The sequence below is a fragment of the Streptomyces scopuliridis RB72 genome (assembly GCF_000718095.1).
Taxonomy (GTDB): Bacteria; Actinomycetota; Actinomycetes; order Streptomycetales; family Streptomycetaceae; genus Streptomyces; species Streptomyces scopuliridis.
In genome coordinates this window covers 184,646-210,845 of sequence record NZ_JOEI01000001.1, presented here as the reverse complement: position 1 = coordinate 210,845, position 26,200 = coordinate 184,646, and the positions used below count along the sequence as shown (strand labels likewise).

At 71.2% G+C, this 26,200-nt stretch carries 20 protein-coding genes and 1 riboswitch; of the genes, 16 read left to right on the top strand and 4 right to left on the bottom strand.

The window, feature by feature from the left end; translation table 11 throughout:
- Positions 1-5: 5 nt before the first annotated feature.
- The 9 genes from IF11_RS0100875 to IF11_RS0100830 all read left to right on the top strand — a co-directional run bounded on the left by IF11_RS0100875 (position 6) and on the right by IF11_RS0100830 (position 11,280).
- Positions 6-1,004, top strand: a complete 999-nt coding sequence (locus tag IF11_RS0100875; RefSeq protein ID WP_030349399.1) for an amino acid ABC transporter permease — start codon at positions 6-8, stop codon at positions 1,002-1,004.
- Positions 1,001-1,816, top strand: a complete 816-nt coding sequence (locus IF11_RS0100870; protein WP_051745257.1) for an amino acid ABC transporter ATP-binding protein — start codon at positions 1,001-1,003, stop codon at positions 1,814-1,816. Before IF11_RS0100875 ends, IF11_RS0100870 begins: the two co-directional genes overlap by 4 nt.
- Positions 1,817-1,905: 89 nt before the next feature.
- Positions 1,906-2,898: an ABC transporter substrate-binding protein gene (locus tag IF11_RS0100865; protein ID WP_030349397.1), complete on the top strand. Its 993-nt coding sequence runs from the start codon at positions 1,906-1,908 to the stop codon at positions 2,896-2,898.
- Between the two features lie 81 nt (positions 2,899-2,979).
- Complete coding sequence (locus tag IF11_RS0100860; protein ID WP_078490281.1) at positions 2,980-4,098, top strand: LLM class flavin-dependent oxidoreductase; 1,119 nt, start codon at positions 2,980-2,982, stop codon at positions 4,096-4,098.
- A gap of 642 nt (positions 4,099-4,740) precedes the next feature.
- The gene (locus IF11_RS0100855; protein ID WP_030349395.1) at positions 4,741-6,582 is read left to right on the top strand and encodes an APC family permease; all 1,842 of its coding nucleotides are present in this window, start codon (positions 4,741-4,743) and stop codon (positions 6,580-6,582) included.
- A 290-nt stretch (positions 6,583-6,872) separates the two neighbouring features.
- A complete protein-coding gene (locus tag IF11_RS0100845; RefSeq protein ID WP_030349393.1) occupies positions 6,873-7,610 on the top strand; it encodes a hypothetical protein in 738 nt (245 codons plus the stop codon).
- A gap of 100 nt (positions 7,611-7,710) precedes the next feature.
- Entirely contained in the window at positions 7,711-8,634 is a 924-nt protein-coding gene (locus tag IF11_RS0100840; RefSeq protein ID WP_030349392.1) for a DUF6895 family protein, read from the top strand.
- Positions 8,631-9,806 carry a serine hydrolase domain-containing protein gene (locus IF11_RS0100835; protein WP_244888217.1) on the top strand — a complete coding sequence of 392 codons (1,176 nt, stop codon included), beginning with the start codon at positions 8,631-8,633 and terminating at the stop codon, positions 9,804-9,806. The genes IF11_RS0100840 and IF11_RS0100835 overlap by 4 nt, the downstream gene beginning before the upstream one ends.
- A gap of 106 nt (positions 9,807-9,912) precedes the next feature.
- Positions 9,913-11,280 carry an erythromycin esterase family protein gene (locus tag IF11_RS0100830; RefSeq protein WP_030349390.1) on the top strand — a complete coding sequence of 456 codons (1,368 nt, stop codon included), beginning with the start codon at positions 9,913-9,915 and terminating at the stop codon, positions 11,278-11,280.
- Here the strand turns inward: IF11_RS0100830 and IF11_RS0100825 are convergent.
- Complete coding sequence (locus IF11_RS0100825) at positions 11,270-12,649, bottom strand: LCP family protein (RefSeq protein WP_078490279.1); 1,380 nt, start codon at positions 12,647-12,649, stop codon at positions 11,270-11,272. The two genes, IF11_RS0100830 and IF11_RS0100825, sit on opposite strands and share 11 nt — an antisense overlap.
- A gap of 343 nt (positions 12,650-12,992) precedes the next feature.
- Here IF11_RS0100825 and IF11_RS0100820 point away from each other — a divergent pair, with 343 nt between their 5' ends.
- The 5 genes from IF11_RS0100820 to metE all read left to right on the top strand — a co-directional run bounded on the left by IF11_RS0100820 (position 12,993) and on the right by metE (position 19,563).
- Positions 12,993-13,562 carry a COG4315 family predicted lipoprotein gene (locus IF11_RS0100820; protein WP_030349388.1) on the top strand — a complete coding sequence of 190 codons (570 nt, stop codon included), beginning with the start codon at positions 12,993-12,995 and terminating at the stop codon, positions 13,560-13,562.
- 14 nt (positions 13,563-13,576) lie between these two features.
- The gene (locus tag IF11_RS0100815) at positions 13,577-14,062 is read left to right on the top strand and encodes a hypothetical protein (RefSeq protein WP_051745253.1); all 486 of its coding nucleotides are present in this window, start codon (positions 13,577-13,579) and stop codon (positions 14,060-14,062) included.
- Positions 14,063-14,227: 165 nt separating this feature from the next.
- Positions 14,228-15,589, top strand: coding sequence for a bifunctional o-acetylhomoserine/o-acetylserine sulfhydrylase (locus IF11_RS0100810; RefSeq protein ID WP_078490277.1), 1,362 nt, complete (start codon positions 14,228-14,230; stop codon positions 15,587-15,589).
- Positions 15,586-16,743, top strand: coding sequence for a homoserine O-acetyltransferase MetX (metX, locus tag IF11_RS0100805; protein ID WP_030349385.1), 1,158 nt, complete (start codon positions 15,586-15,588; stop codon positions 16,741-16,743). Before IF11_RS0100810 ends, metX begins: the two co-directional genes overlap by 4 nt.
- 77 nt (positions 16,744-16,820) lie before the next feature.
- Positions 16,821-17,068, top strand: a riboswitch (cobalamin riboswitch).
- A 161-nt stretch (positions 17,069-17,229) separates the two neighbouring features.
- Entirely contained in the window at positions 17,230-19,563 is a 2,334-nt protein-coding gene (gene metE, locus IF11_RS0100800) for a 5-methyltetrahydropteroyltriglutamate--homocysteine S-methyltransferase (protein WP_030349384.1), read from the top strand.
- Between the two features lie 31 nt (positions 19,564-19,594).
- Here metE and IF11_RS0100795 read toward each other — a convergent pair whose 3' ends face one another.
- Entirely contained in the window at positions 19,595-19,774 is a 180-nt protein-coding gene (locus IF11_RS0100795; protein ID WP_133243316.1) for a hypothetical protein, read from the bottom strand.
- Between the two features lie 343 nt (positions 19,775-20,117).
- On the opposite strand from IF11_RS0100795, the gene IF11_RS0100790 reads away from it, so the two are divergent.
- Entirely contained in the window at positions 20,118-21,395 is a 1,278-nt protein-coding gene (locus IF11_RS0100790; protein WP_030349382.1) for a YeeE/YedE family protein, read from the top strand.
- 46 nt (positions 21,396-21,441) lie between these two features.
- Here the strand turns inward: IF11_RS0100790 and IF11_RS0100785 are convergent, their stop codons facing one another.
- Together IF11_RS0100785 and IF11_RS0100780 are read right to left on the bottom strand one after the other, a co-directional pair.
- Positions 21,442-23,793 (bottom strand): alpha-L-fucosidase, encoded by a 2,352-nt coding sequence (locus tag IF11_RS0100785; RefSeq protein ID WP_420894563.1) that lies wholly within the window; start codon positions 23,791-23,793, stop codon positions 21,442-21,444.
- 210 nt (positions 23,794-24,003) lie between these two features.
- Positions 24,004-24,975, bottom strand: coding sequence for an ArsR/SmtB family transcription factor (locus IF11_RS0100780; protein WP_030349380.1), 972 nt, complete (start codon positions 24,973-24,975; stop codon positions 24,004-24,006).
- Positions 24,976-25,034: 59 nt separating this feature from the next.
- Here IF11_RS0100780 and IF11_RS0100775 point away from each other — a divergent pair, with 59 nt between their 5' ends.
- On the top strand, positions 25,035-26,192 hold the full coding sequence (locus IF11_RS0100775) for an MFS transporter (protein WP_030349379.1): 1,158 nt from the start codon (positions 25,035-25,037) through the stop codon (positions 26,190-26,192).
- Positions 26,193-26,200 lie beyond the last annotated feature (8 nt).

Below are 26,200 nucleotides of genomic sequence, written 5' to 3'. Positions count from 1 at the left end.
CACTGATGGACACCGCAACCGGCGCCGCGCAAGCCGCGCCGCCGCCCGGCCGCCTCGTACCGCCGCAAAGGCCGGTCCCGGACCGGGAGGATCTCGCCACGCTGAAGGTCGTCCCCGCGCGCCACTACTGGCGCTGGGTGGCGGGCGTGGCCGCGCTCGTCGTGGTCGCCCAGTTCAGCCACGGTCTGGTCACCAACCCGGGCTGGGACTGGGACACCTTCTTCCTCTATCTGTCCGCCGACACCGTGCTGAAGGCCGTCTGGGTGACGCTCCAGCTCACCGTGTACGGCACGGCGCTCGGCTTCGCGCTCGGGATCGTGCTCGCCTTCATGCGGCTGAGCAGGAGCGTCATCCTCCAGACGGTGGCGTGGACGTACATCTGGGCCTTCCGTTCGATCCCGCTCATCGTGCAGCTGCTGTTCTGGTTCAATCTCGCCTATCTCTACAAGGAGTTGGGGATCGGCATCCCGTTCGGTCCTGTCCTGTGGAGCTTCGACACGATGAACCTGGTCAGCGCGCTGTCGGCCGCTGTCATCGGACTCGCACTGCACCAGGCCGCGTACGCCGCGGAGATCGTGCGCGGCGGGATCATCTCGGTCGACGCCGGGCAGCTGGAGGCGGCGGCCGCCCTGGGCATCCCCCGGCTGCGGCAGCTGCGCCGCATCCTGCTGCCCCAGGCGATGCGCTCCATCCTGCCCAACGCCGCCAACGAGGTCATCTCCCTCTTCAAGGGGACCTCGATCGTCTCGGTGATGGCGATCGGCGAGCTGTTCTACCAGGTGCAGGTGATCTACGGCCGCAACGGGCGGGTCGTACCGCTGCTGATGGTCGCGACCGCCTGGTACATCCTGCTGACCACCCTGCTGACCATCGCCCAGTACTACGTGGAGCGGCACTTCGCGCGCGGCGCCGAGCGTACGCCCCCGCCCACACCGCTCCAGCGGGCCCGGACCTTCACCCGCAGGATGCGGGCCGCTGCCGCCACCGGAGGTATCCAGAAATGAGCACCGACTCCGATCCCGTCACCGGCACGGCCGCGGGTACGTCCGCCGGCAGCGGCCTGATGGTCGATGTGCGCGGTGTCCACAAGAACTTCGGCGCGCTCGAAGTACTGCGCGGGGTCGACCTCCAGGTCCGCACCGGCGAGGTCACCGTCGTACTCGGCCCCTCGGGCTCCGGGAAGTCGACGCTGTTGCGCAGCATCAACCATCTCGAAAAGCTCAACCGCGGATACATCAGTATCGACGGCGAGCTGATCGGCTATCGCCGCGTCGGCTCCAAGCTGCATGAGCTCAAGGAACGGGAGGTGCTGAAACAGCGTCTGCACATCGGTTTCGTCTTCCAGAACTTCAATCTGTTCCCGCATCTCACGGTGGTCGAGAACATCATCGAGGCTCCGGTCTCGGCGCTGCGCCGGTCCCGCAAGGCCGCCGTGGAGCAGGCCGGACGGCTGCTGGAGCGGGTGGGCCTCGCGGACAGGGCCGACGCCTATCCGCGTCAGCTCTCCGGCGGCCAGCAGCAGCGCGTGGCCATCGCGCGCGCCCTCGCGCTGGAACCCAAGGTGCTGCTCTTCGACGAGCCGACCTCCGCGCTCGACCCCGAGCTGGTGGGTGAGGTCCTCGATGTCATCAAGGATCTGGCGCGTACCGGCACCACCATGATCGTCGTCACCCATGAGATCGGCTTCGCCCGCGAGGTCGCCGACACCGTCGTCTTCATGGACGACGGAGTGATCGTCGAGCAGGGGCCGCCGGCGGAGGTGCTCGACCGCCCGCGGCACGCGCGTACCCAGGCGTTCCTGTCCAAGGTCCTGTGACGTTCGGCCCGCCGTCCGTTCGTCCGTCCGTCCCTTCGTCCGTCCTTCCGTCCGTCCGTGTGTTCTGCCACCTTGTCAAGGAGCTCTCCGTGCCGCCCCGTCGCCGTCCCCTCCGTATCACCGCCGCCCTGCTCGGCCTCGTCACCGCGTTCTCGCTCACCGCCTGCGGCAACTCCGCCGATGGCAGCACCGACAAGGTGGCGCCCCAGGACGGCGACAAGAAGGGGGTCCAGATCAATCTGGGCCCCGACCAGAAGCGGATCACCACGCCCAAGGTGGATGCCATCGCGGCGCTCGTCCCGGCGGAGATCCGTGAGCGGGGCACCCTTGAGGTCGTCAACGCGGCCGGTTCCGTGCCTCCGCTGGGTTTCTACGCCACCGACGACAAGACCGTGATCGGGGTGGAGCCGGACCTCGCCTCGCTGGTCGCGGATGTGCTCGGGCTGAAGCCGCACTACAACACCGTCGACTGGGCGAATATCTTCGTCGGTCTCGACAGCGGCAAGTACGACCTCGGTCTCAGCAACATCACCGTCACCGAGGAGCGCAAGGAGAAGTACGACTTCGCGACCTACCGGCTGGACAACATCGCGTTCGAGGCAAAGAAGGGCACTGACTGGCGGGTGAAGGGCCCGGCGGACGTGGCGGGCCGGACGATCGGGGTCGGCTCGGGCACCAACCAGGAGAAGCTGCTGGTCGACTGGAGCAAGGCGAATGTGAAGAAGGGCCTGAAGCCCACCGAGATCAAGATCTACCAGAACTCCAGCGACTACTATCTGGCGCTCGGCTCCGGCCGTCTCGACGCGTACCTCGGCCCCAACCCGGTCGCCGCGTACCACTCCGCCTCCACCGGCCAGACCGAGGTCATCGGAACGTTCTCGGGGGCGGGGGACGAGGTCCAGGGCAAGATCGCGGCCACGACGAAGAAGGACAACGGTCTGATCAAGCCGTTCCAGCAGGCGATCGACACCGTCATCAAGAACGGGACGTACCAGAAGGTCCTGGAGCGGTGGGGGCTGGCGAACGAGGCCGTGTCCTCCTCCGAACTCAACCCCGAGGGACTGCCGAAAACCGGTCGGTAGCCGGATCGGGCTCTCCCCCACCGGCCCTCGCACGGACCGCACCTCGCGCATGCCGCACCTCGGACGCAGCGGAAGGCAGTCATGAAATTCTCCGTCCTCACGATCGTCGGCCACGCACCGCACCCCCTCACCGGGGAACTCCCGCCCGCCGCCGACCGGCTGAACGAAGTCGTCGAGCTGGGGGTGGAGGCCGAGCGGCTCGGCTTCGACGCCTATGCCGTCGGGGAGCGGCACGCGGGCGCGTTCCTCTCCTCCAGTCCCACGGTGCTCCTGGGCGCGCTCGCGTCCCGTACCTCGCGTATCCGGCTGCTGACGGGGGTCACGGTCGTGGCGATCCTGGACCCGGTGCGGGTGGCCGAGGACTACGCGACGCTGGACCAGCTCTCCCGGGGCCGGATCGAGCTCGTCATCGGCAAGGGCGCGGAGGCCGGGCACTTCGACCTCTTCGGTCTGGACGAGGAGCGGCAGTGGGAGTACCAGGCCGAGAAGTACGAGTTGCTGCGCAGGCTCTGGCGCGAGGAACACCTCGACTGGGAGGGCCTGTTCCGGCCGCCGCTCAAGAACGTCACGACCGTGCCGCGCCCGTACGCGGGTCCGCCCCGGGTGTGGCACGGCTCGGCCACGAGCCTCAACTCCCCCGAGCTGGCGGCCAAACACGGCGACCCGCTCTTCACCGCCAACGCCATCCAGCCGCGGGAGGCGTACGCGCGGCTGATCGGCCACTACCGCGAGAAGTTCGAGGAGTACGGACACGATCCTGCGCGGGCTCATGTGGCGGCGGGCTCCGGCGGTCTGTACATCGCGGACACGACGGAACGGGCCGTCAGGGACTTCAAGGGGCAGTACGAGGCCCGCGTCCAGCAGACCTTCACACCGCATCTGGTGGGCAAGGCCGGCTACAACACCCCGTTCACCACCATCGAGGAGGCGATCGAGAGCGGCCCGCAGCTCATCGGCAGTCCGCAGCGGATCATCGACAAGATCCTCGGCTATCACGAGGTCTACCGGCACGATCTGCAGTCCCTCACCGTCGACGCGTTCGGGCTGAGCCTGCCCGAGCAGCGTGAGCAACTCCAGCGGTTCGCCGAGGAGATCGCGCCGGTGATCCGGCGTGAGGCGCCCTCGGCGCTGTGGGCCGGGCCGGAAGCCGGGCCGGACCGGGGTGCCACGCCGGAGCCGGGGGCCGGGCCGCGGCCATAGCCGGCGCCGGCCCTCCTTCTACCGGTCCCGCACCCGCTGACGGGAGACAGCCATGGTGCGGGACCTGCCGGGGCCGGGGCATTCCACCGGGCGGCTGGTGGGATGTCCCGGCCCGTCCGGCGGGCCCGGTGCGCCCCGCGTGGCCGCGCCGGGCCGTACGTCCGAACGGGTTGTCGCCGCCCCCGGCCGTGTGTCGTCCGGCGCCGTTGGGGCCGGTGGCGCGGTCCGCCGAAGAGACTCGCGGATGTGACGGATACCCAGGGACCCCAGGGAGACGAAGGCCGAGGCGGTCAGGACCAGGACCAGGGCGACGCCTCCCATGCGCCTCTCTCCGTGCCGAAGCTCGACGCCGAACAGTCCATGATGCTGCGACTGGTCGGGCGGGAGTGGGGGCGGGTGTCCGCCGCCCCCGACGCGTGGCGGCGCGCGCTGCCCGTCGACCCCGATACCGGCAGCTACCCGGAGCCGGCGCAGATCGTCCCGGCCCGCTTCGGCCGTTTCGTACAGGTGGCCGCGCTCAACGCGCCGCCGCCCGGGGCGGTGGACGGCGAGATCGGGGCCCCTCTCGGCCGGTTCGGCGCTTTCGTCCGGCGTGTGGCTCTGGGGGCGCCGCTGAAGAGCACGGCCATCGCGCGGGAGCGGATGCGCAAGCTGATCGCGCTGCCGGTGCTCTCCGCCGACGCGCTGTCGTCGGTGGCGTACGGTCCCGAGGCGCTGCTGGCGGTGCTGGTGCTCGGCGGTACGGCGGGGCTCGCGTATTCGCTGCCGGTGGCCCTCGCGATCGTCTTTCTGATGCTGGCCGTCGGGGTGTCGTACCGTCAGACGATCCGGGCGTATCCGTACGGGGGCGGCTCGTACATCGTCGCCACGGACAATCTGGGGCGGGTGCCGGGGCTGGTGGCGGCTGCCGGTCTGATGACGGACTACGTCCTGACCGTCGCCGTCTCGGTCTCCTCGGGGATGGCGGCGGTCACCTCCGCGCTCCCCCAACTGGCCGGTGACACCGTGCTGATCGGCGTGCTCGTCATCGCCGTACTGCTGGCGGGGAATCTGCGGGGTGTACGGCAGGCCGGGGCGCTGTTCGCGGCGCCCACCTACGCCTTCATCATCGCCGTCGCCGCGCTGGTCGCCGTCGGTGTGTACGACGCGGCCGGCCGGGACTTCCAACCCGTACCGACCCCGCCGCTGCACGCGGTCGAGGGTGTCGGCCTGCTGCTGGTGATGCGCTCCTTCGCCTCGGGATCGACGGCGATGACCGGTATCGAGGCGATCTCGAACGCGGTGCCCGCCTTCAAACCGGTCTCCTGGCGCAACGCGCGCACGACTCTGTCCTGGATGATCGGGCTGCTCATCGCGCTGTTCGCCGGCACGATGGCGATGGTCTATCTGGAGGGTGTGATTCCGCAGTCGCAGGAGACGGTGCTGTCCCAACTGGCCCATCGCAGCTTCGGTTCGGGCCCCATGTATGTCTTCACGCAGGCGGCGACCGCGCTGGTGCTCCTGCTGGCGGCGAACACGGCGTACAACGACTTCCCCCGGGTGCTGTACCTGCTGGCGCGCGACAACCACGCGCCACGGATCTTTCTGCGTCTGGGCGACCGGCTGGCTTTCAGCAACGGGATCATCGTGCTCTCCGTGGCGGCGGTGTGCGTCTATGTCGCGTTCGACGGGAAGACGGCCTCGCTGATTCCGCTGTACGCCGTCGGGGTGTTCCTCGCCTTCACCCTCTCGCAGAGCGGGATGGTGATGCACTGGTGGCGCAAGCGCGACCGGCACTGGCGCAAGAGCCTCTGTTTCAACGCCACCGGCGCGCTGCTCTCCGCAGTGGTCTTCATCACCGCCGGAATCACCAAGTTCACCGAGGGAGCATGGCTCGCGATTCTCACCGTCGCCCTGTTCCTGCTGGTGACGACGCGGATCCGGCGCCATTACGACAAGGTCAGGGAGGCGCTGCGGCTGCATCCCCAGACGATCGAGATCCCCAGCCGTACGATCACACCGCAGCCGTGCGCCGAGCCGCCGGCCGGCCCCGAGGTCCCGTCGGTCAGGATGGAGGACTCGGAGACCGAGGAGACACCGGAGGAGATCCGTCATCTCTCGGTCGTCCCGGTCGACGCGCTGCATCAGGCGAGCATGCGCACGCTGGCGTATGCCGCTTCCCTCCAGCAGCCCGTACTGGTGCTGCATGTCAGCCCCAGCGACGAGGACGCCGAGCGGTTCCGCGAGGCCTGGCTGCTGTGGGGCGACCATCTTCCGCTGCGGATCGTCATCTCCCCCTATCGGGCTACGGTGGCGCCGCTCATCAGCTATCTCGAATCGCTGCACCGTCAGCGGCCCGATCTGACCATCACGGTGATCCTGCCGGAGATCGTCGAACGGCACTGGTGGCACCGGCTGCTCCACAGCCCGCTGGCGGGACGGCTGCGGCGCGCGCTCCGGTCCCTCCCGAAGATCGTGGTGACCACCGTTCCGTTCCATGTCTAGGTGCGAGAATGGCCACTTATCATCCCAATTGGCCGGTTTGTTCCACGTCACTTAGCGTGGGCGGTGGATTGCCCAGACAGGGCATGAGGCATCTACATGAGGAGCCCATCGATGCTTTCTCAGACCGTCCGGCCGCGAGAAATCACTCTGGACCACCACGCGTTGACTATGGCGATGGCAGAACCCGAGGCACCCTTCAGCGACGCCCCTGTCTATGCGCCGGAAGCCGCGGGCGTACTGCTCCTGCTGGCGCTTCTCTCCCCGAGGGAGCCGAAGGAGCCGAAGGACCTGTGAACCAGGACCGGTCGCGGACGGCATATCAGGAATCAGCGGCCGGCCTGGCACGACGTGCCCTCGGTGCCCTGCGGGGCGCCGAGGGCACGGCCATGGTCGCCGCCCATGTCGAGAGCGCTCAGGACCCCGGGGCCGCGCTGGCCGCCATCCGGATCCTCGGCGCCGATACCTTCGCCCCCGTCGTGCTGGCGGGTGCCCCGCTCCACCCCGAGGACGCCGCGGCCATCGCCCTGGCGTTCTCGGCGCTGCCGCCCGGACGGGATGTGCCGCTCCCGCCGCCCGCCGGACCCGAGGGCCCGTGGCTGATGGCCTGGCGCGACTGGGGCACCGTCACCCTGCTCACCGTGCTCACGGGCCGTGGCGGCGCGCGGCTGACGGCGCCGCGGCCTGCGCTCCCGGCGGACGCCGCGCCGGCCGACGACGCGGCGGGGTGGGCCGAATGGTCCGTCAGGATGGGGCAGCTGTCCACACTGGCGCTGCCGGGTCTGGACGGTCCGGTGCATGACGCCGCCCGCAGATCACCGCTGGCTCTGGCGCGCGGGGCGACCCGTGCCGTACTGCGCCGGGACTACCCCACCGCCGCGCGGATCGCACGCTGGCTGGCCTGGCTGCGCTCGGACGGGGTGAGACTGCCGCTCGACGCGGGACCGCTGGTGGAGCACATCGGCCTGCTGGCCGGCGGGGACCGGCCGGCGCTGGATACGGCGATCTCCCGCCGTCTGATCGCCCTTTGAACGCGGGCCCCAGGCCTTCGGTTCTTCCCCTGACCCTCTTCTGATCCCCCGTACCAGCCACCCGGATCCCGCACTAGCACCCCGATCGGACCGAGACCCGATGGCCATGCCCGCCACAGAAGCCGCCCACCGGATCGCCTCCCAGGCGCTGACCTGGCTCCATACCCAACGGGAGCACGGCGCCCTGCCGCCCGACACCACCGCCGAACTCGCCGAACCCGACAGCGTGTACAAACCGCTGGGCGAGACCGCGCTCGCCGCCTCGCTCGTCCTGCGCGAGGGCGTGGCCGGCTCCGCCGAACTACGGCTCGCCCGCGAGCTGCTGGACTTCTGCTGGAAGCAGCTCGGGGGCGGCGCCATGCTCCATGAGCGGCTGCTGCGCTATCCGATGATGACCGACCCCCTGGAGACGTACGCCCACTTCGCCCGCTGCGACTACCGCCATGAAGCACTGGACCGGCTGCTGGCGCACACCACCTCGCTGCGTTCGGCGCGGGCGGCGGAGGTGCTGCCGAACCGGCGTCTCGCCGTCGCCAACGCGGCGCGGATCGGCGGATTCGACCAGGGCGGTCTCGCCACCGACTGGGCCGCGCTGTCCCGCGCCACCTGGCTGGGCGCGTGCCCGGAGCCCTGGCTCATCGACTGGATGACCGCCTACTGCATGACGCACACCGTCTTCCATCTCACCGACTGGGGCCGGCTGCCCTCGGGGCTGCCGGGCGATGTCGCCCAGTACCTCACCCGCTGGCTGCCAGCCTGGATCGACATCTGGGCCGAGATCGGCGAATGGGACCTGGTGGCCGAACTGCTGATCGTCAGCAACTGTCTCGCCGAGCCGCGCCGAGATCCGGTGGCGTGGGAGCGGCTGGCCGGAATCCAGCACGAGGACGGGCTGATGCCCCGTGACGGCCGTCCCGTCGGCGACGATCCCGCGGAACGCTTCGCCGCGCACCACCACACCACCGTGGTCGCGGCGGTCGCCGGGACCCTCGCCGTCTCCCGTGCCCTCGGCGCCCGATCGTGACGCTGGGCGCGGCGGGGGCGGAGACGACGGGGGCGGGGACGAGCGAGGCGGGCGGGGCCGCGATGTACATGGCGGACGCCGACGGCGGGCCGCGCCCGCCCGACTGGGCACGCCGCCCCGCCGACGCCATCAGAGCGGCGGCGCCGCGTAGCCGCGCGGTCGCGGTCGCGCTCCGCCATGGCGACCGGCGGGCCGTCGTGACGTACGGCAGCACCTCGCACCACGGCGGGATCCCGGTCACGGCCGACACCCGGTTCGAGATCGGTTCACTCACGAAGTGCTTCACCGCGCTGCTGCTCGCCGAGCAGGTGGCCCGGGGCGAGGTGGCGTACGGGGATGCCCTGGCCCGGTTCCTGCCGCCGGAAGCCCTCCCCCGGCCGCGCGGCGGACCCATCACCCTGCTTCATCTGGCCACCCATACCTCGGGACTGCCCCGGCTGCCCCCGGGGCTCCTCGGCGGCGCGGCGGCCGACTGGTTCTCCAATCCGTACGCCCGTTTCTCCACCGCCGATCTGCTGCGTGCCCTGGCGAGGACGCGTCCGCACGCCCGCCCCGGCGAGCGCGTGCGGTACTCCAACTTCGGTGTGGGGCTGCTCGGTCATCTCCTCACCCGCGCCGCGCCCGGCGGCCGGCAGGGGTACGGGGACCTCCTCGCGGCCCGGGTGCTCGGCCCGCTCGGGCTGAGCCGTACCAGCTGCGGGCCCGACCTTCCGCAGGCCACCGGCTACTGGCACGGCCGCGCCCGGCCGCCGTGGCTGATTCCCGGGCTCGCGGGGGCCGGCGCGGTCCGGTCCAGCGCGTGCGATCTGCTGGGCCTCCTCGACGCCGTACTGGACGCCGCGCCGGACACCCCATCCGGTTCCGCGCCATCGGTGCCCGTGCCGGCGCCGGTGCCGGTCACATTGCGTACGGCGCTGGTGGATGTGGTCCGGCCCCGGCTCGCCCTGCGCGACGGCGGCAAGCGGCTGGCGCTGATCTGGAACATCCGGGTCCGGCCGGACGGCGATGTCTACCACCACTCCGGCGGCACCCGCGGCTTCAGCGCCTTCGCCGGGTTCAGTCCGCGCCATCGCACCGCCCTGGTCGCGCTGACGAATACGACCCCGGCCGCCGACCAGGCATTCATCCAGAGCGCGTACAACGCGCTGCTGTCACTGGCGCGGCCCGGCTGACGGGCCGTCCGGCGACCGGTTCGGGTACGGGGGTGCGGTTTTCCCCCGTCTCATGGTGAGGCCTGCCGTATGGCGGCGGTTCCGTGCCGGGAATGATCATCGACTCATGACACGGAACCGTCCAGCTCTTCTGATCGCTCTCCTGCTCTGCCTCGGTACGCTCGTCGCGGTCTCACCGGCGTCACCGGCCTCGGCGGCGGGGTCCTTACCGGGAAGTCCGTCCGACCGGGCCGTGGTGGCGGCCATCGACCGCGTGGCCCACCCGCTGCGCACCACCGAACCGTACGGAGACACCGCCGATCTGCGCCCGCTCGACAAGATGATCGGGGACGCGAAGGTGGTGGGGCTGGGTGAGGCCACGCACAGCTCGCGCGAGTTCTTCACCATGAAGCACCGGGTGCTGCGCCATCTCGTCGAGAGGAAGGGCTTCCGCACCTTCGGTCTTGAGGCGAGCTGGAGCACCGGGCTGCGGCTCAACGACTATGTGCTGCATGGCAAGGGCGATCCGCGGCGGATCATGCGCGACGAGTTCCAGGACACCTATCTGTGGTGGAACAACACGGAGTATCTGGAGCTCATCGAGTGGATGCGCGGCTACAACCGGCTGCACCCCAGGGATCCGCTGCGGTTCATGGGCGACGACTTCGCCTACGCGGGGCCCGAGCTGTACGGCCTGGTGACCGGCTATGTGGCGAAGACCCGTCCGGAGCTGCTGGCCCGCTTCACCGAGCTGTACCGGGGGCTGCCGCCGACCACCTCGGCCGACGCCTATATGAAGCGCTATCTGACGCTGCCGCTGGCGGAACGCGAGGAGATGGCGGCCAGGACCGGACGTGCCCTGGAGCTGCTCCGGCGCCAGCCGGCCGGCACCGGGGCCCAGAAGGAGGCGTACGCGTGGGCGGTGCGGCACGCGACCGCCATCGACCAGACCGCCAGGGGGTACGCCTTCGACTTCGAGGATCAGGAGCGGCTCGCCGCGGCCATGCGGTACCGCGACGGGCTGATGGCGGACAACGTGGCGTGGTGGCAGCGGCAGACCGGGGACAAGGTCCTGCTGTCGGCGCACAACGCGCATGTCTCGTATGTGACCTCCGATCCGCTGAACTACCCCAAGATGCAAGGGGCCTTCCTGCGGGACCTGCTCGGCGCGGACTATGTGAGCGTGGGCTTCACGTTCGACCGGGGCTCGTTCAACGCGACGGCGCCCGATGGACCAATACGTGTCTTCACTGTGGGTCCCGCCGGGGCAGGCAGCAATGAGGCCCTGCTCGACCGGGTGCGCCACCGCGACTACTTCCTGGACATACGCACCGCCCCGGCGGTCGCGCGGAGCTGGCTGGACACGGCTCGGCCCACCCGGAGTATCGGTACCGCCTACCCGGAGCCGGAGCGTGCCGTCCCGCTCGCCCGGTCGCACGACATCCTCTTCCATCTCCACCGGGTCGGGGCGGCGGAGTTGCGGGTCACCCCGTGACATCGGGCAGATCGGGGCCGATGGTGAGAGTCAGCGTCCCGGGCGTGGTCCGCTCGGAGGGGACGGGGTCGAGGCCGGGGAGTCTCGCGGCCAGGGACCGGGCCTGTTCCGCGAAGCCCTCGGGGTAGGTGAGCGTGCTCTGCCCGGCCGGGGCGGGGGCGTTGCCGGTCGCGGTGATCCGGAAGCCGAGTCCGCGCAGCCGTTCGGCGGTCTCGCGGGCCTTGCCGGGGACATCGGTGCCGTTGAGGACGGTGACCCGAACGGTGCCGGCCGCCGGAGGCAACTGCTCCGCCGCCTTCAGCAGATGGGCCCTGGTCATCTCCCGGTCATGGATGAGGGCGTTGAACAGCTGCTGGGCGGCGGGCGGGTTCCAGACGACATTGGCCGTGTCGCCGGGGACGTCCCTGGCCCGGGGATAGTGGGGGACGGTGAGGAACGTGATCCGATCGGCGGGCATGCGTCTGATGCCGGAGGCCAGATCGTAGAGGGGTTTGAGGCCGGCCAGTTCGGGGTCGGTGGTCAGTGACTCGGTGGCCGAGTCGAGGAATCCGTAGAGCGCCCGCGGTTGGTACAGCTGGGCCCTGGCCTTGGCGGCGAGGGCGCGCATGAACTCCTGCTGGCGGCCGATCCGCCCGATGTCCGTTCCGTCGCCGAGGCTGTAGCGGGCGCGTACGTACCCGAGAGCCTGGTCGTTCTTCACCGTCTGACACCCCGCCGGGAGGTCGAGATGGGCTTTCTCGTCGTGGATGGGCAGCGGGGGGCAGACCTCGACGCCGCCGAGGGCGTCGACCATGCCGGTGAACCCACGGAAGTCCACGATCATGAAGTGGTCGACACGGACATGGGTGTTCTGTTCGACGGTCTTGATCGCGCAGGCGGCGGCCTTGGCGGTGTCACCGGTGGAGCCGCCGATCGCGAACGCTTCGTTGATCTTGAAATGATGAGGGGTGGAGACGGCGCCGTTGCCCTGGCGGCACGCGGGGATCCGTACCCAGGAGTCACGGGGGAACGACACCACGGTGGCCCACTCGCCGCTGCCGCCGATATGCAGCAGCATCAGGGTGTCCGACTGCATGGTGGTCAGATTCTTGCCGAAGGCTCCGTCCAGTCCATCGCGGCTGTCGGAGCCGATGATCAGGACGTTCTCGCCTTCCTGCGTGGCTCGGGGCCGGTTGTCGCCGAGGGCGTCGTCCACGCCGGCGCCCTGGATGTTTCCGCTCAGCGCGGAGTAGAACCAGCCGCCCGCCGCGGCCGTGCCCAGCACCAGGGCGGCGGCGGTCAGCGCGAACCAGCGGCCGGCCCGGCGGTACTGGTCCCGTCGGCTCGGCCGGCCGCGCGGTGAGGGGGCGGGACGACCCCTCGGGCTCATGGTTGCTGCGTTCACGGCGTCAAGCCCCTTTCGGACGAGGATGGGGATCGGCCCCCGAGCCCGGATCGGAGCGGTGCGCCGTCGGACTCCCCTGTGGTGAACAGCGGACCCGGCCCGCTGGGCACGGTCGTGCGGGGCATCTTCCTGTCGGAAGCCGGAGCCGGGCCGGCGGCGCGGTCGTCGCCGCGTACCTCGCCGTGCATCTCGCCGCGCATCTCTCCGCGTACCTTCGGACGGCTCTGTCCGGTGGCCCGGTGGCGGGGCGTGGCGTGTAGTGGGTGGTACCGCCGTGTTCGGGCGGGCGGCTCGCCGCCCGTGGAGCGGCCGGATCCGAGGAGCCTCGATGGGGACCAACACCAGGCGTGCCGGCGCGACGGCCGTGGCGCTGCTGTGCGCGGCGGCGGTCGCGGGATGTTCGGGCGGCGGTGGGAGCGGAGCGCCGGCGAAGAAGTCCGGGGCGCCCGAAGATCTCGCGGCGGCCTCCGCCACCGCCTCCGCGAGCCCGTCCCCCTCCGCCACGGCTGTCGGCAAGGTGTCCGCGAGGTCCACCTCGCTCGGAAAGATCCTGGTCGACGGTGAAGCGCGGACGCTCTATCTCTTCGAGGCGGACAAGCAGAACAAGTCCACCTGTACGGGTGACTGCGTGAAGATCTGGCCGCCCCTGATCGTCACCGGAAAGCCCGAGGCGGGCACCGGCGGGGTGAAGGGGAACCTGCTCTCCACCACCACCCGCGACAACGGGGCGAAGCAGGCCACCTACAACGGCCATCCCCTGTACCGGTTCACGGGCGACCACAAGCCCGGTGACACCAACGGCCAGGGCGATGTCTCGTTCCACGACACCTGGTACGTCCTCGGCACGTCAGGCAAGAAGAACACCACTCCGCAGCAGAACACCGGCGGCGGTTACTAACCCCGGGAGAAGTGATGTCCTCAGCGCCCTCCGGCGTCCGCTCGGGTTCCGGCCGGACACTCCGCGTGCTGCGGGGAGCGGCCCGGCTGCTGGCCGCGGCGGGGCTCGCGTGGGACGCCTATCTCCACGCCTATCTGGCCCCCCAGTACGACGTGGTCACCGCGAGCATCAGCCAGGGCGACCTCTTCCGCATCGAGGCCGCCCTGGCGTCGCTCGCGGCGCTGCTCGTGCTGGTCTGGCAGCGGCTGCCCGGGGATCTCTTCGCGTGGAGCGTGGCGGCCGGCGGTCTGGCGCTGCTGCTGATCTACCGCTACGTCGATGTCGGTCAACTGGGCCCGATCCCGAACATGTACGAGCCGATCTGGTACGGCGACAAGAAGCTCGCCGTCGTCGCCGAGGCGATCGCCGTGGTCGCGACCGCCTTCCTGCTGATCACCCATCCGTGGGCGCAGCGTCACCGCGGTCGTCGCCGCGCGGGCCGGCGCACCCGCCGGACCTGATGGTGCGGTTGTGGCGGGGTTGAAGACATATCCCAAGCGCTTTGTATTGCCGCGATATTGCGGGTTCGTGGCCATGCGCGCGGTGCGCTTCCGGCCATGACCCGGCGGCTCTACGGTCCGTAATCAAGCGATCCCGCTGCCACAAGAACCCGTGCGAGGCCTGATATGAGCCAGCCCGTCGACTCCATCACCGGGGGACACACTCCCGAGGACATCTCCCGGCACGACGCCGGCCCCTCATGGTCCTTCGAGACCCAGCAGATCCACGCGGGCGCCGAGCCCGACCCGACGACCGGCGCCCGCGCGGTGCCGATCTACCAGACGACGTCGTTCGTCTTCAAGGACACCCAGCACGCGGCCGATCTGTTCTCCCTCGCCGAACCCGGCAATATCTACACCCGGATCCACAACCCCACGCAGGACGTTCTGGAGCAGCGGATCGCCGCGCTGGAGGGCGGGGTCGCGGCCGTCGCGCTCGCGTCGGGGCAGGCCGCCGAGACGCTGGCGATCCTGACGCTGGCGCGCGCCGGGGACCACATCGTCTCCAGCACCTCCCTGTACGGCGGGACGTACAACCTCTTCCGCCACACGCTTCCCCGGTTCGGCATCGAGGTGTCCTTCGTCGACGACCCGGACGACATCGACGCCTGGCGGTCCGCCGTACGCCCCACCACCAAGGCGCTGTTCGCGGAGACGCTGGGCAATCCGCGCGGCAATGTCCTCGACGTACGGGCGGTGGCGGACGCCGCGCACGACGCCGGGCTGCCGCTGATCGTCGACAACACCGTCCCGACGCCCTATCTGCTCCGTCCGATCGAGCACGGCGCGGACATCGTGGTGCACTCGGCGACGAAGTTCCTCGGCGGGCACGGCACCACCATCGGCGGGGTGGTGGTCGACGGGGGCACCTTCGACTTCGGCGCGCACACCGAGCGGTTCGCGGATTTCCATACCCCGGACGCCAGTTACCACGGGCTGCGCTACTGGCCGGATCTGGGCCCCGGCGCCTTCGCGGTGAAGCTCCGGGTCCAGCTGCTGCGCGACATCGGCCCCGCGCTCTCCCCGCACTCGGCGTTCCTGCTGCTCCAGGGCGTGGAGACGCTCAGCCTGCGCGTCGAGCGGCACACGTCCAACGCGCTGGCTCTCGCGCAGTGGCTGGAGCAGCGCGATGAAGTCTCCGCCGTCCACTACCCGGGGCTGGCGTCCAACCGCTGGTACGAGGCCGGGCGGCGCTACCTTCCGCACGGCGCGGGCGCGGTCCTCGCCTTCGAACTGCGGGACGGGGTCGAGGCGGGCAAGAGGTTCGTGGACGGGGTCGGGCTCTTCAGCCATCTCGCCAATATCGGTGATGTGCGCAGTCTCATCATCCATCCGGCGTCGACCACCCACAGCCAGCTCGGCGAGGAGGAGCTGGCGGCGACCGGCACCGCTCCCGGGCTGGTGCGGCTCTCGGTGGGACTGGAGAACGTGGCCGATCTCAAGGCCGATCTGGAGGCGGGGTTCCGCGCCGCGAAGGCGGCGTCCTGAACACCTCCGCCGAACCGGCCACGCTCCCCCTCCCGCCGGCCACCGGTGGCTGGCAGGAGGGGGATCCGGCCGGCCGCCGCTCCTGGGTGACGCTCGACGGTCCGCTCCCGCTGGAGGCGGGCGGAGCGCTGCCCGGGGTCCGGCTCGCGTACGAGACCTGGGGGCGGCTCGCCCCCGACGGTTCGAACGCGGTGCTGGTCCTGCACGCGCTGACGGGGGACAGCCATGTCGCGGGACCGGCCGGGCCCGGGCACCCCACAGGGGGGTGGTGGGATGCCCTGGTCGGTCCCGGCCGGGCGCTCGACACCAGCCGCTGGTTCGTGGTCGCGCCGAATGTGCTCGGCGGCTGCCAGGGCAGCACCGGCCCCTCCTCGGCCCGGCCGGGCGGGGGCCGCTGGGGGCCGGCGTTCCCGTATGTGACCCAGCGCGATCAGGTGGCCGCCGAGGCGGCCCTCGCCGACGCGTTGGGGATCGCGCGCTGGGCCGCCGTCATCGGCGGGTCCATGGGCGGTATGCGGGCCCTCGAATGGGCCGTCGGCCGGCCGGAGCGCACCGGAGCGCTGCTGGTGCTCGCGTGTCCGGCCGCCGCCTCCGCGGAGCAGATCGCCTGGGGCGCCGTCCAGATCGCGGCGATCCGGTCGGACCCGGCGTGGCAGGGGGGCCGCTATCACGACGCCCCGGCCGGCGGTGGTCCGTACCGAGGGCTGGGGATAGCCCGCCGCATCGCGCATGTGACGTACCGCAGCGAGCCGGAGCTCGGCGCCCGGTTCGGCCGGGACCCGCAGCCGGGCGGTCATCCCTGGCGGGGCGGCCGGTACCAGGTCGAGTCGTATCTCGACCATCACGCCACGAAGCTGGTGCGCCGGTTCGACGCGGGGAGCTATGTGACGCTCACCGAGGCGATGAACGGCCATGACGTCGGCCGGGGCCGCGGGGGCGCCGCGGCGGCCCTGCGCCGGGTCCGGATGCCGGCCCTCGTCGCGGGGGTCGACTCCGACCGGCTCTATCCGCCGGGCCAGCAGGCGGAGCTGGCCGCCGCCATCCCGGGGGCCGACCGGCTCAGAACCATCGAGTCGCCGTACGGGCACGACGGCTTCCTCATCGAGACCGCGCAGGTGGGGGGTCTGATCGAGGAGCTGCTGTCCCAGGCGTGACACCGGATGGGCCCGCGGGTCAGGGGCATCGGTCGGCCGGAATGTGGACCGTGCTGTCCGTGATCGGCTCCAGCGCCTAAGGTGGCTCGTGCAGTCGGTTCGCCCTGCCAGCCGGGCAGGCGCGTCGTAAGAGGGAACCCGGTGGAAATCCGGGACTGCCCCGCAGCGGTGAGTGGGAACGACCGCCGTCATCAGCACTGGGTCCGAGCCGGACCCGGGAAGCGACGGCCAGTAGGGGTCCCTGTCGGTACGCGCGTGATCCGCGCGCGTACGGGTACGGGACGTGCCCGCGAGTCCGAAGACCTGCCACTGCCCGCGCGCCACCGGTGCGCGCGGAGATCTCGGTGGCCTCGTGGGCGGGTCGGCGTACATATCGGGCGGGCACCCGCGGCAGCGGAGCGCCGTGGACCGCCGGATCTGTTCACCTCTTCGCGCCCACGCTCCGTCGCCGGGATCTTGGGAGACATACTCGCGAAGGAGAGTCCCTTGACCACGAAGTCCGCAGCCGCGGCACCACGGGCCACCGTGTACGGCTACCCCCGTCAGGGCCCGAACCGGGAACTGAAGAAGGCCGTCGAGGGCTACTGGAAGGGCCGGGTGACCTCCGACGCCCTCCGGGACACCGCGGCCGAACTGCGCCGCGCCACCTGGCGCCGGCTCGCCGACGCCGGCGTCCATGAGGTGCCGACCGGTGACTTCTCGTACTACGACCATGTCCTGGACACCAGCGTCATGGTCGGCGCGATCCCCGCCAGGCACCGCGCCGCCGTCGAAACCGACGCCCTGGACGGGTACTTCGCGATGGCACGCGGTACGCGGGAGGTGACGCCGCTGGAGATGACCAAGTGGTTCGACACCAACTACCACTATCTGGTGCCGGAACTGGGGCCCGACACCGTCTTCACCGCCGATTCCGGCAAGCAGGTCGCCGAGTTCAGGGAAGCCCTCGCCCTCGGTCTGACCGCGCGTCCGGTGCTGGTCGGTCCGGTCACCTATCTTCTGCTGGCGAAGCCGGCCCCCGGGGTCGCCGCCGGCTTCGAGCCGCTGACCCTGCTGGACCGGCTGCTGCCCGTGTACGCGGAGGTGCTCGCCGATCTGCGCGCGGCGGGCGCCGAGTGGGTCCAGCTGGACGAGCCCGCCCTGGTGGCGGACCGCTCTCTGGCCGAGCTGAACGCCGTCGCCCGCGCCTACCGGGAGCTGGGCGCTCTCACCGACCGGCCGAAGCTGCTGGTCGCGTCGTACTTCGACCGGCTCGGCGCGGCTCTGTCCGTACTGGCCAAGTCCCCCGTCGAGGGGCTCGGGCTGGACTTCACCGGCTCCGCCGCCGCGAATCTCGATGAGCTGGCGGCGGTCGGCGGGCTGCCCGGCAAGCGGCTCCTCGCGGGTGTGGTCAACGGCCGTAACGTCTGGATCAACGACTTCGAGAAGTCCCTGTCGGTCCTCGGTACGCTCCTCGGCCTCGCCGGACAGGTCGATGTGGCGTCCTCCTGCTCCCTGCTGCACGTCCCGCTGGATGTCACGGCCGAGCGCGATATCGATCCGGGGATCGCCCGCTGGCTCGCCTTCGCCCGGCAGAAGACCGAGGAGATCGTCATCCTGGCCCGCGGCCTCGCGCGGGGCACCGGCGCCATCAGCGCCGAACTCGCCGCCAACCGCACCGACTTGGCGTCGAGGGCGGGCTCCGCGCTGACCAACGATCCGGCCGTACGCGCGCGGGCCGCCGCCGTCACGGACGCGGACGCCCGCCGCTCCCAGCCGTACGAGGAGCGGGCGGCGGCCCAACGCGCCCACCTGGGGCTGCCGTTGCTGCCGACAACGACCATCGGCTCGTTCCCGCAGACCACGGAGTTGCGCACGGCCCGCGCCGATCTGCGGGCCGGCCGTATCGACGCGGCGGGGTACGACAAGCGCATCGAGGCCGAGATCCGCGAGGTCGTCTCGTTCCAGGAGGAGACCGGCATCGATGTCCTGGTGCACGGCGAGCCCGAACGCAACGACATGGTGCAGTACTTCGCCGAGCGGCTGACGGGGTATCTCGCCACCCGGCACGGCTGGGTCCAGTCGTACGGCACCCGCTATGTCCGGCCGCCGATCCTCGCCGGGGACATCTCCCGGCCCGCCCCGATGACGGTGCGCTGGACGACCTACGCGCAGTCCCTCACCGGCCGGCCCGTCAAGGGCATGCTGACCGGTCCGGTCACCATGCTGGCGTGGTCGTTCGTACGGGACGACCAGCCGCTCGCCGACACGGCGCGGCAGGTCGCCCTCGCGCTGCGCGACGAGGTCGACGACCTGGAGAGCGCGGGCACTTCCGTGATCCAGGTGGACGAGCCCGCGCTGCGCGAGACGCTGCCGCTGCGCGCCCGCGACCACGACGCGTATCTCGGCTGGGCGACCGAGGCGTTCCGTATCACCACCGGCGGGGTCCGCGCGGACACACAGATCCATACGCATATGTGTTACGCGGAGTTCGGCGACATCCTCCCGGCGATCGACGCCCTGGACGCGGATGTGATCAGTCTGGAGGCCGCGCGCTCCCATATGCGGGTCGCCGACGAGCTGGCCGCGGCCGGCTATCCGCGCGAGGTCGGCCCGGGGGTGTACGACATCCACTCGCCCCGCGTCCCCTCCGCCGGGGAGGTGGCGGGCCTGCTGCGCAGGGGACTTGAGGCGGTGCCGGCCGAACGGCTCTGGGTCAACCCCGACTGCGGGCTGAAGACCCGTGGCTGGCCGGAGGTCCGTGCCGCGCTGGAGAACCTGGTCGCGGCGGCCCGGGAGGTCCGGGGCACGCTCTCCGCCCCGGTCTCACCGAGGCCGTAACGCACCGCGCCCGCGGCCCCGCCCTCCCCAGTCAGGGAGCGGCGGGCGCCGTGGGCGTCGCGGGCAGCAGATGGTCGCCCGCCTTGTCCGTGCTCAGGCAGAGCGAGCAGACCACCGCGTCGTGGGTGAGACAGGCGGCCAGGTCGGGCCGTTCGTACTCCTGCCGGCACACATGGCAGGTGTAGGTGGTCGCGCTGGGGTTCCCGTGCATACCGACGGGCTCCGCCGGGATACGTCCCGACCGTATGGCGAGACGCGGGTCCACAAGGCGGAAACCCGCCCTTATGCTCGTCCGTATGTCCGCACCCGCTCGCCTCCTCTGTCTCGCGCTCTTCGCGAACTCGGCGTGGTGTGTCGACGACGGCCTCTGTCGCCGCACAGCCTGTCGTCGCTGAACCGGTCGCCCTCGAACCCGCAGCCGACGCACCCCGTTGCCGACGCACCGTCTTCGCGGGACGTCGGAAGCCGGAAGCCGGAACGTCTGCCGCTACGGCCGTCGGCGGCCCCTCCTGACACGTTGGCCCCTCCCGTACCCTGTCCCCGGAGACCCCGTCATGACCGCACCGCCCGTGGAGGCGACGAAGTCCGTCGCTCTGCTCGCCCCCTCCCCCACCTCCGTACCGCGTCCCCAGGCTCCGCCCGCCCCGCCGGTGCGCCGGGTGCCGCTCGTCGTGTCCGCGCTGATCGCCGTGGCGCTGACCGGCTATGTGTGGTCCGCCCATGGGGCCCGGCCCGGTGTGCTCCTGCTGCTCGGCCTCGGCCTCGGGGTGGCGCTCTTCCACTCGCGCTTCGGCTTCACCTCCGCGTGGCGGCAGCTCGTCGCCGTAGGCAATGGCACGGGACTTCGCGCCCACACCCTGCTGCTCGGGACCACGGCGACCCTGTTCGCGCTGCTGATCGGCACGGGCACCGGTGTCTTCGGTTCGGTGCCCGCGCCGTCGGCCGGGAGCCTGGGCGTGGGGCTGCTGGCCGGTTCGTTCCTGTTCGCCGTGGGCATGCAGCTCGGCGGCGCCTGCGCTTCCGGCACCCTGTTCGCGGTCGGTTCCGGACAGTCGTCGATCGTGCTCACCCTCGGTGGCTTCATCGCCGGTTCAACCCTCGCCGCCTGGCAGTTCGGCCTCTGGAAGGACCTGCCCGCGTTCGAGCCGGTCGTCATGGCCGACCACATCGGCTGGTTCGGTTCCTGGGCCGTGACCATGGTGGCGCTCGCGCTCATCGTGCTCGTCTCGCGACGCGTCCAGGCCCGCCGCAACCCGCCGCCGACCGGCCCCGTACCGTCCGCGCGCGGCGCCGCGGCACGGGTGCTGCGCGGCTCCTGGCCGCCGGCCGCCGGCGCCCTCGCGCTGTCCGTGCTCGGCGCCGGGGTGCTGCTGGTCTCCGGCGGCGCCTGGGGCGTCACCAGCGCGTTCAGCCTCTGGGGCTCGGAGCTGGTACGCGCCCTCGGCGGGCACCCGGAGACCTGGACGTTCTGGCAGCAGCCCAAGAACGCCGAGATGCTGGCGGGTCCGGTGCTCGCCGACAAGAACAGCCTGACCGACATCGGCATCATGATCGGCGCGGCGGTGGCGGCGGCGCTCGGCGGCACCTGGACGCTCCATCGCGGCGTACCGTGGCGGACCGCCGTCGCCGCGGTGCTGGGCGGTGTGCTGATGGGTATCGGCGCCCGGCTGGCCGGCGGCTGCAATATCGGTGCCTATCTGGCGGGCATCGCGTCGGGCAGTCTGCACGGCTGGATCTGGGGGGCCGTCGCGATCCTGGGCACCTGGGCCGGCCTGAGGCTGCGTCCGCTGTTCGCGCTGAGCAACCCCAAGCCGGGGGACAGTATCTGCTGAGCACCGGTCGGCGGGGGCGGGAGCCGGCTCCCGCCCCCACACGGTCTCAGGACCGCCAGTCGACCTTGAACACCCACACATGCCGCCCGGACGCGCGCGCCGCCGACGGTACGTCGACGACCAGCTTGCCGCCGGTCGTACGCCAGCTCAGCGGCCGGTCGTGGCCGAGCAGTGTCACCCGGTCCCCGGGCCTGACGGGCACCGGAGCCTCGACCGTGAGCGTGCTGCCCGGCCGGGTGAGCGAGTGGATGTAGAACGCCTTCTCCGGCCGGACCGTGAAGCGCAGGTCCTCGCCGAGCTGCGGCATCCTCGCCCAGTACGTACTGCCGTAGATCGCCTCGCCGTTGACTTTCAGCCACTCCCCGGTCTCGCGGAGCCGGCGCTCCATGATCTCCGGGATGGTCCCGTCGGCCCGCGGGCCGATGTCGAGCAGGAAGTTGCCGTTCTTGGAGACGATGTCGACGAGGGAGTGGACGACCTCCTCGGTCGTCATGTACTTGTCGTCGGGAGTGGCCTGGTTGTAGCCGTACGAACGCGGGTCGAGCCCCCGGCTGGCCTCCCACTTCGCCGTGACGACCGAGTCGTACGTGGTGTACTCGGGCGTGGTGAAGTCGTGCGGGCCGATGCCCGAGCGGTTGTTGACGGTCACCTCGATGGGGCGTGCCCGGTTCTTTGCGTGGTTGAAGTACTCCGCCAGGACGCGATGGCTGTCGTTGTCGCCGCCGATGTCGCACCAGAGGATCTCGGGGTCGTACCCCTCGATCAGCTCCAGCATCTGCGCGGCCTGGAGGTCCTTGATGTAGTCCTGCCCCGCGAAGTGGCCGGTGTACGGGACGGGTTCGAGGGTGTACGGATTGCGCGGCGCGTGGCCCTGCCAGGGGTGGTCGGGGTTGAACCACTCCGGCATCGAGAAGTACAGACCTCGGTGCAGCTCCGGTGTGTAGCGGCGGGAGGCGTCGAAGAGTTCCCTGATCAGATCGCGCTTCGGGCCCATCTTCACGGAGTTGCGGTCGGAGACCTTGGTGTCCCAGAGGGCGAATCCCTCATGGTGCTTGGAGGTCAGGACGTGGTACTGCGCGCCGGCGTCCCGGAACAGCTCGACCCAGGAGCGCGGATCGAACCGCTCGGCGCGGAAGCGCGGGATGAAGTCGTCGTAGGCGAATGACTCGCCGTACGTCTGGCGGTGGTACGCGTGCGTCGGGTTGTTCGGGTCCTGCATCTGGGACCAGTACCACTCGGCGTACTGCACCCCGACCGGCGCCCACGCGGGCACGGAGTAGACCCCCCAGTGGATGAAGACGCCGAACTTCGCGTCCTGGAACCAGTACGGCGCCTGATGGGTGTTCAAGGAGTCGTCGGTGGGCCGGAAGTCGGGCACTCCCAGGGTGAGGGAGCGCCGTACCTCGGCGGCCTGCTGCCCCCGGCCACGCGCGACGATCCGGCCGTCCCTGCCGGTCCCCGGCGCGGTGCCGGGGCCGGGGCGGATGCCGATCCGTACGCGGGTCTCGTCGCCGGGAGCGAGCCGGGTGACGCGGGCGGGCGCGACCGTACGGGCGCCCGGGACGTCCACGGAGAGGCTGAGCCCGTCGGCGGCGAGGATGCCCACCGTCCCCGCGTTGACGACCGTGGCCTCGACGCTCTGTGCGCCGTGGTCCAGCGAGGAGGTCGTCGAGCGCGCGCTGCGGAGCGCCAACGCCCTCCCCTCGACGGCGGGTTGGAGGGAGAGCGCGAAGATGTGCAGCGAGGAGGAGTTCGCCTCGGCGGGGCGGGTGACCGGCAGGGTGAGGGCCACCGCCTCCCTGCCCGGGTCGATGGCCACCGTGGAGGCGGCGATCACCACCTGGTGCGGGTCCTTGGCGCCGGTGGGGCCGTAGCGGTACGGGGCGACGAGGGCGCCCTTGCCCCCGTACCAGTCGGGGCCGCCGAGGGCGGCGGTCGAGGTGGTGCCGTCCGCGTAGTGGACGACGGCCTCTCCGGAGGTCTCGCCGTAACTGCTCGCGGCCAGGAAGTGGCCCGACAGGTAGCGGCCCGGGGGCAGTTCGACGCGTTGCCCGAGAGCGACGATGTTGTTCTTCGCTCCTGCCGTGGCGGCCGGGAAGTGATAGGTAAGTCCGTCGATCTCCACCTCCCCGGCGGGGAGTTCCTCGCCGGGGAAGGTGTAGCCGGAGCCGTCGAAGTTCCCACCGCGGGCGTCCGCGGTGTCGATGCCGTCGTTGTCGAACCACCGCTCCAGGGGGACGGGGAGAGCGGCCGGGACCGTACCCCAGTCACCGCCGCCGCCTTCCGTATGCGTCCCCGTATCCGTCCCTGTTTCCGTCCCCGGCAGGGTGGTGCGCGGACTCGCGTCGGCCGTGGCCGGGTGGACCAGAGCGGCGCCGATCGCCGCTCCTGCCGTCATTCCGAGTACATGGCGTCTGGGAAATTCCGTCATGAGATCCGATGATTGGAGCATGACCAGAACCTGTCAATGCTCCTATCAGGACCAGATTCTCATGCCCCCTCCGTATCCATCGGATGAATCGGGGGTCATGATGGGATGGCTCAGGACGGCGAGGGACGGTCGCCAGAGTTCGCCGGAGGATGTCCCCGGCGTTCGGCGTTCCCGGCCTCACTCGCGCCGTTGGACATCCATCAGGACCTGTCCGGCGTCCGTGCGGTAATAGAGCACGGACCGCCCGGTACGCCGGCGCCGGACCAGACCCGCGTCGAGCAGGACCTTGAGATGACGGCCCACCGAGCCCAGCCCCTGGCCGGTCAGCGCCACCAACTGCGTGGTGCTCTTCGGTGTGTCCAGGAGGACGAGGACGCCCGCCCGCGCCGTTCCGAGCAACGCGCCCAGAGTCTCGGGCACCGGCGCGCGGTCCTGCTCGGCCAGCGCGCCGGAGCACGGGTACACCACGGCGTACCGGTGCGCCGTGTCCCAGGAGACCCAGCCACGGCCCGGGGTGACCGGGACGAACATCAACCGCGCCCCGGACAGCTCCAGTTGCGGATAGTCGTACGCGTTGATCCGCAGCCGGCCCTCGCCCAGCCAGCGCATTCCCGGGCGCAGGCCGTCCAGAGCGGCGGCCCAGCCGCCCCGGCTCAACTGCCCTGTCCGCGCGACGACATCGGCCTCGATGATGCCCCGGCGCCGGGGCCAGTGCGGCAGCACCGTCTCCGTCCACACCCACCACAGCAGATCGGCGGCGCGGGCCGGCAGATCGGACCGGCGCAGCCGGGCGGGGAGCGGTCCTGCCAGGGATTCGGCGAGATCGGCGCGGGCCGTCTCGGCGGGTGTCTCACGGATCCGTGCCAGCTCGTCCGTGAACGTCTGCTCGCCCTCGCCCGTCGGCGTGGGGGTGAGGAAGGTCGCGTTCCAGCCGCGCCCCAGCCCGGCCCGTACGAGGAGCGCGGTGACCGGATCGCCGGCCAACCGCTCCCGGTAGGCGGACAGATACGTGTCGAGCCAGGCACGCTCGCCCGGGTGCGCGGCCGTGCCCCGCTCCAGGGTCTTCAGGCTCGCGGTGGTCTCGGCGAGAGGGGATACGACGAAGCGGCTCTCCGCGAGCGTATCCGCGCTGACCAGCCAGCACCCCATTGTTTCGCCTCCCCGCGAAACAGTAACGCTCTCGCGAGGGGGCCGCTGAGACTCCGGCCATGCGCACCTATCAAGATCTGTTCCGGACACCGGAGTTCACCCCGCTCCTTCTGACCTCCGCCGGGCAGACGGCGGCCCAGGCGGTGAGCGGGCCGGCCCTGGGCACACTGATCTACGCGGAGACCGGCTCGCCGTTGCTCTCGGGCCTCGCCCTGTTCGGGCCGTCCCTCGCCCAGGTGGTCGGCGCGACGACGCTGCTGTCGGCGGCCGACCGGCTGCCGCCGCGCGCCGCGCTGACGGGCACCGCGCTGCTCTTCGCACTCGGCACCGCCCTCCAGGCTGTCCCGGGCCTGCCCGTGTGGGCCGTCTTCGCGGTCCTTCTGGGGCTCGGCACGATCGCCTCGCCGGTCGGCGGGGTGCGCTACGGGCTGCTCAACGAGGTTCTCACCAGGGAGGGTTATCTGCTCGGCCGCTCCCTGCTCAATATGTCGGCCGGCGCCACGCAGATCTGCGGGTTCGCCGTCGGCGGTGTGCTGGTGACCGCGCTGTCGCCGCGCGGCACACTGCTCGCCGGCGCCGTCCTCCATCTCGTCTCGGCCGCCGTCGCCCGGTGGGGCCTGGGCCGGCGCCCGCCGCGCGCCGCCGGGCGCCCTTCGGCGGGCGAGACGTGGCGGAACAATGTGTGGCTGCTGTCCTCCGGGCCCCGCCGCCGGGTGTATCTCGCCCTCTGGGTGCCGAACGGGCTGATCGTCGGCTGCGAGTCCCTGTTCATCCCCTACGCGCCCGGCCACGCGGGGCTCCTCTTCGCCGTCGCGGCGCTCGGCATGCTGGCCGGGGACATCGCGATCGGCCGGTTCGTCCCCCGGCGGTGGCGCGGACGGCTCGGCACACCCCTGTGCCTGCTGCTCGCCGCCCCGTACCTGCTGTTCGCCCTGCGCCCGGCGCCGCCGCTCGCGGTGGCCGCCGTCGTACTCGCCTCGGTCGGTTACGCGTCGAATCTGCTGCTCCAGGAGCGGCTGATGGCCCTGACGCCCGAGAAGTCGATCGGCCACGCCCTCGGGCTGCACGCCTCGGGCATGCTCACCATGCAGGGCGTCGGCGCGGCCCTCGCGGGAGCCGTCGCCCAGCACACCTCGCCCTCGACGGCGATGGCACTGACGGCGACGGCCTCCCTCGCGGTCACCCTGGCCCTGTCAGGGCCCCTGCGGCGTGGATGAGGCGAACC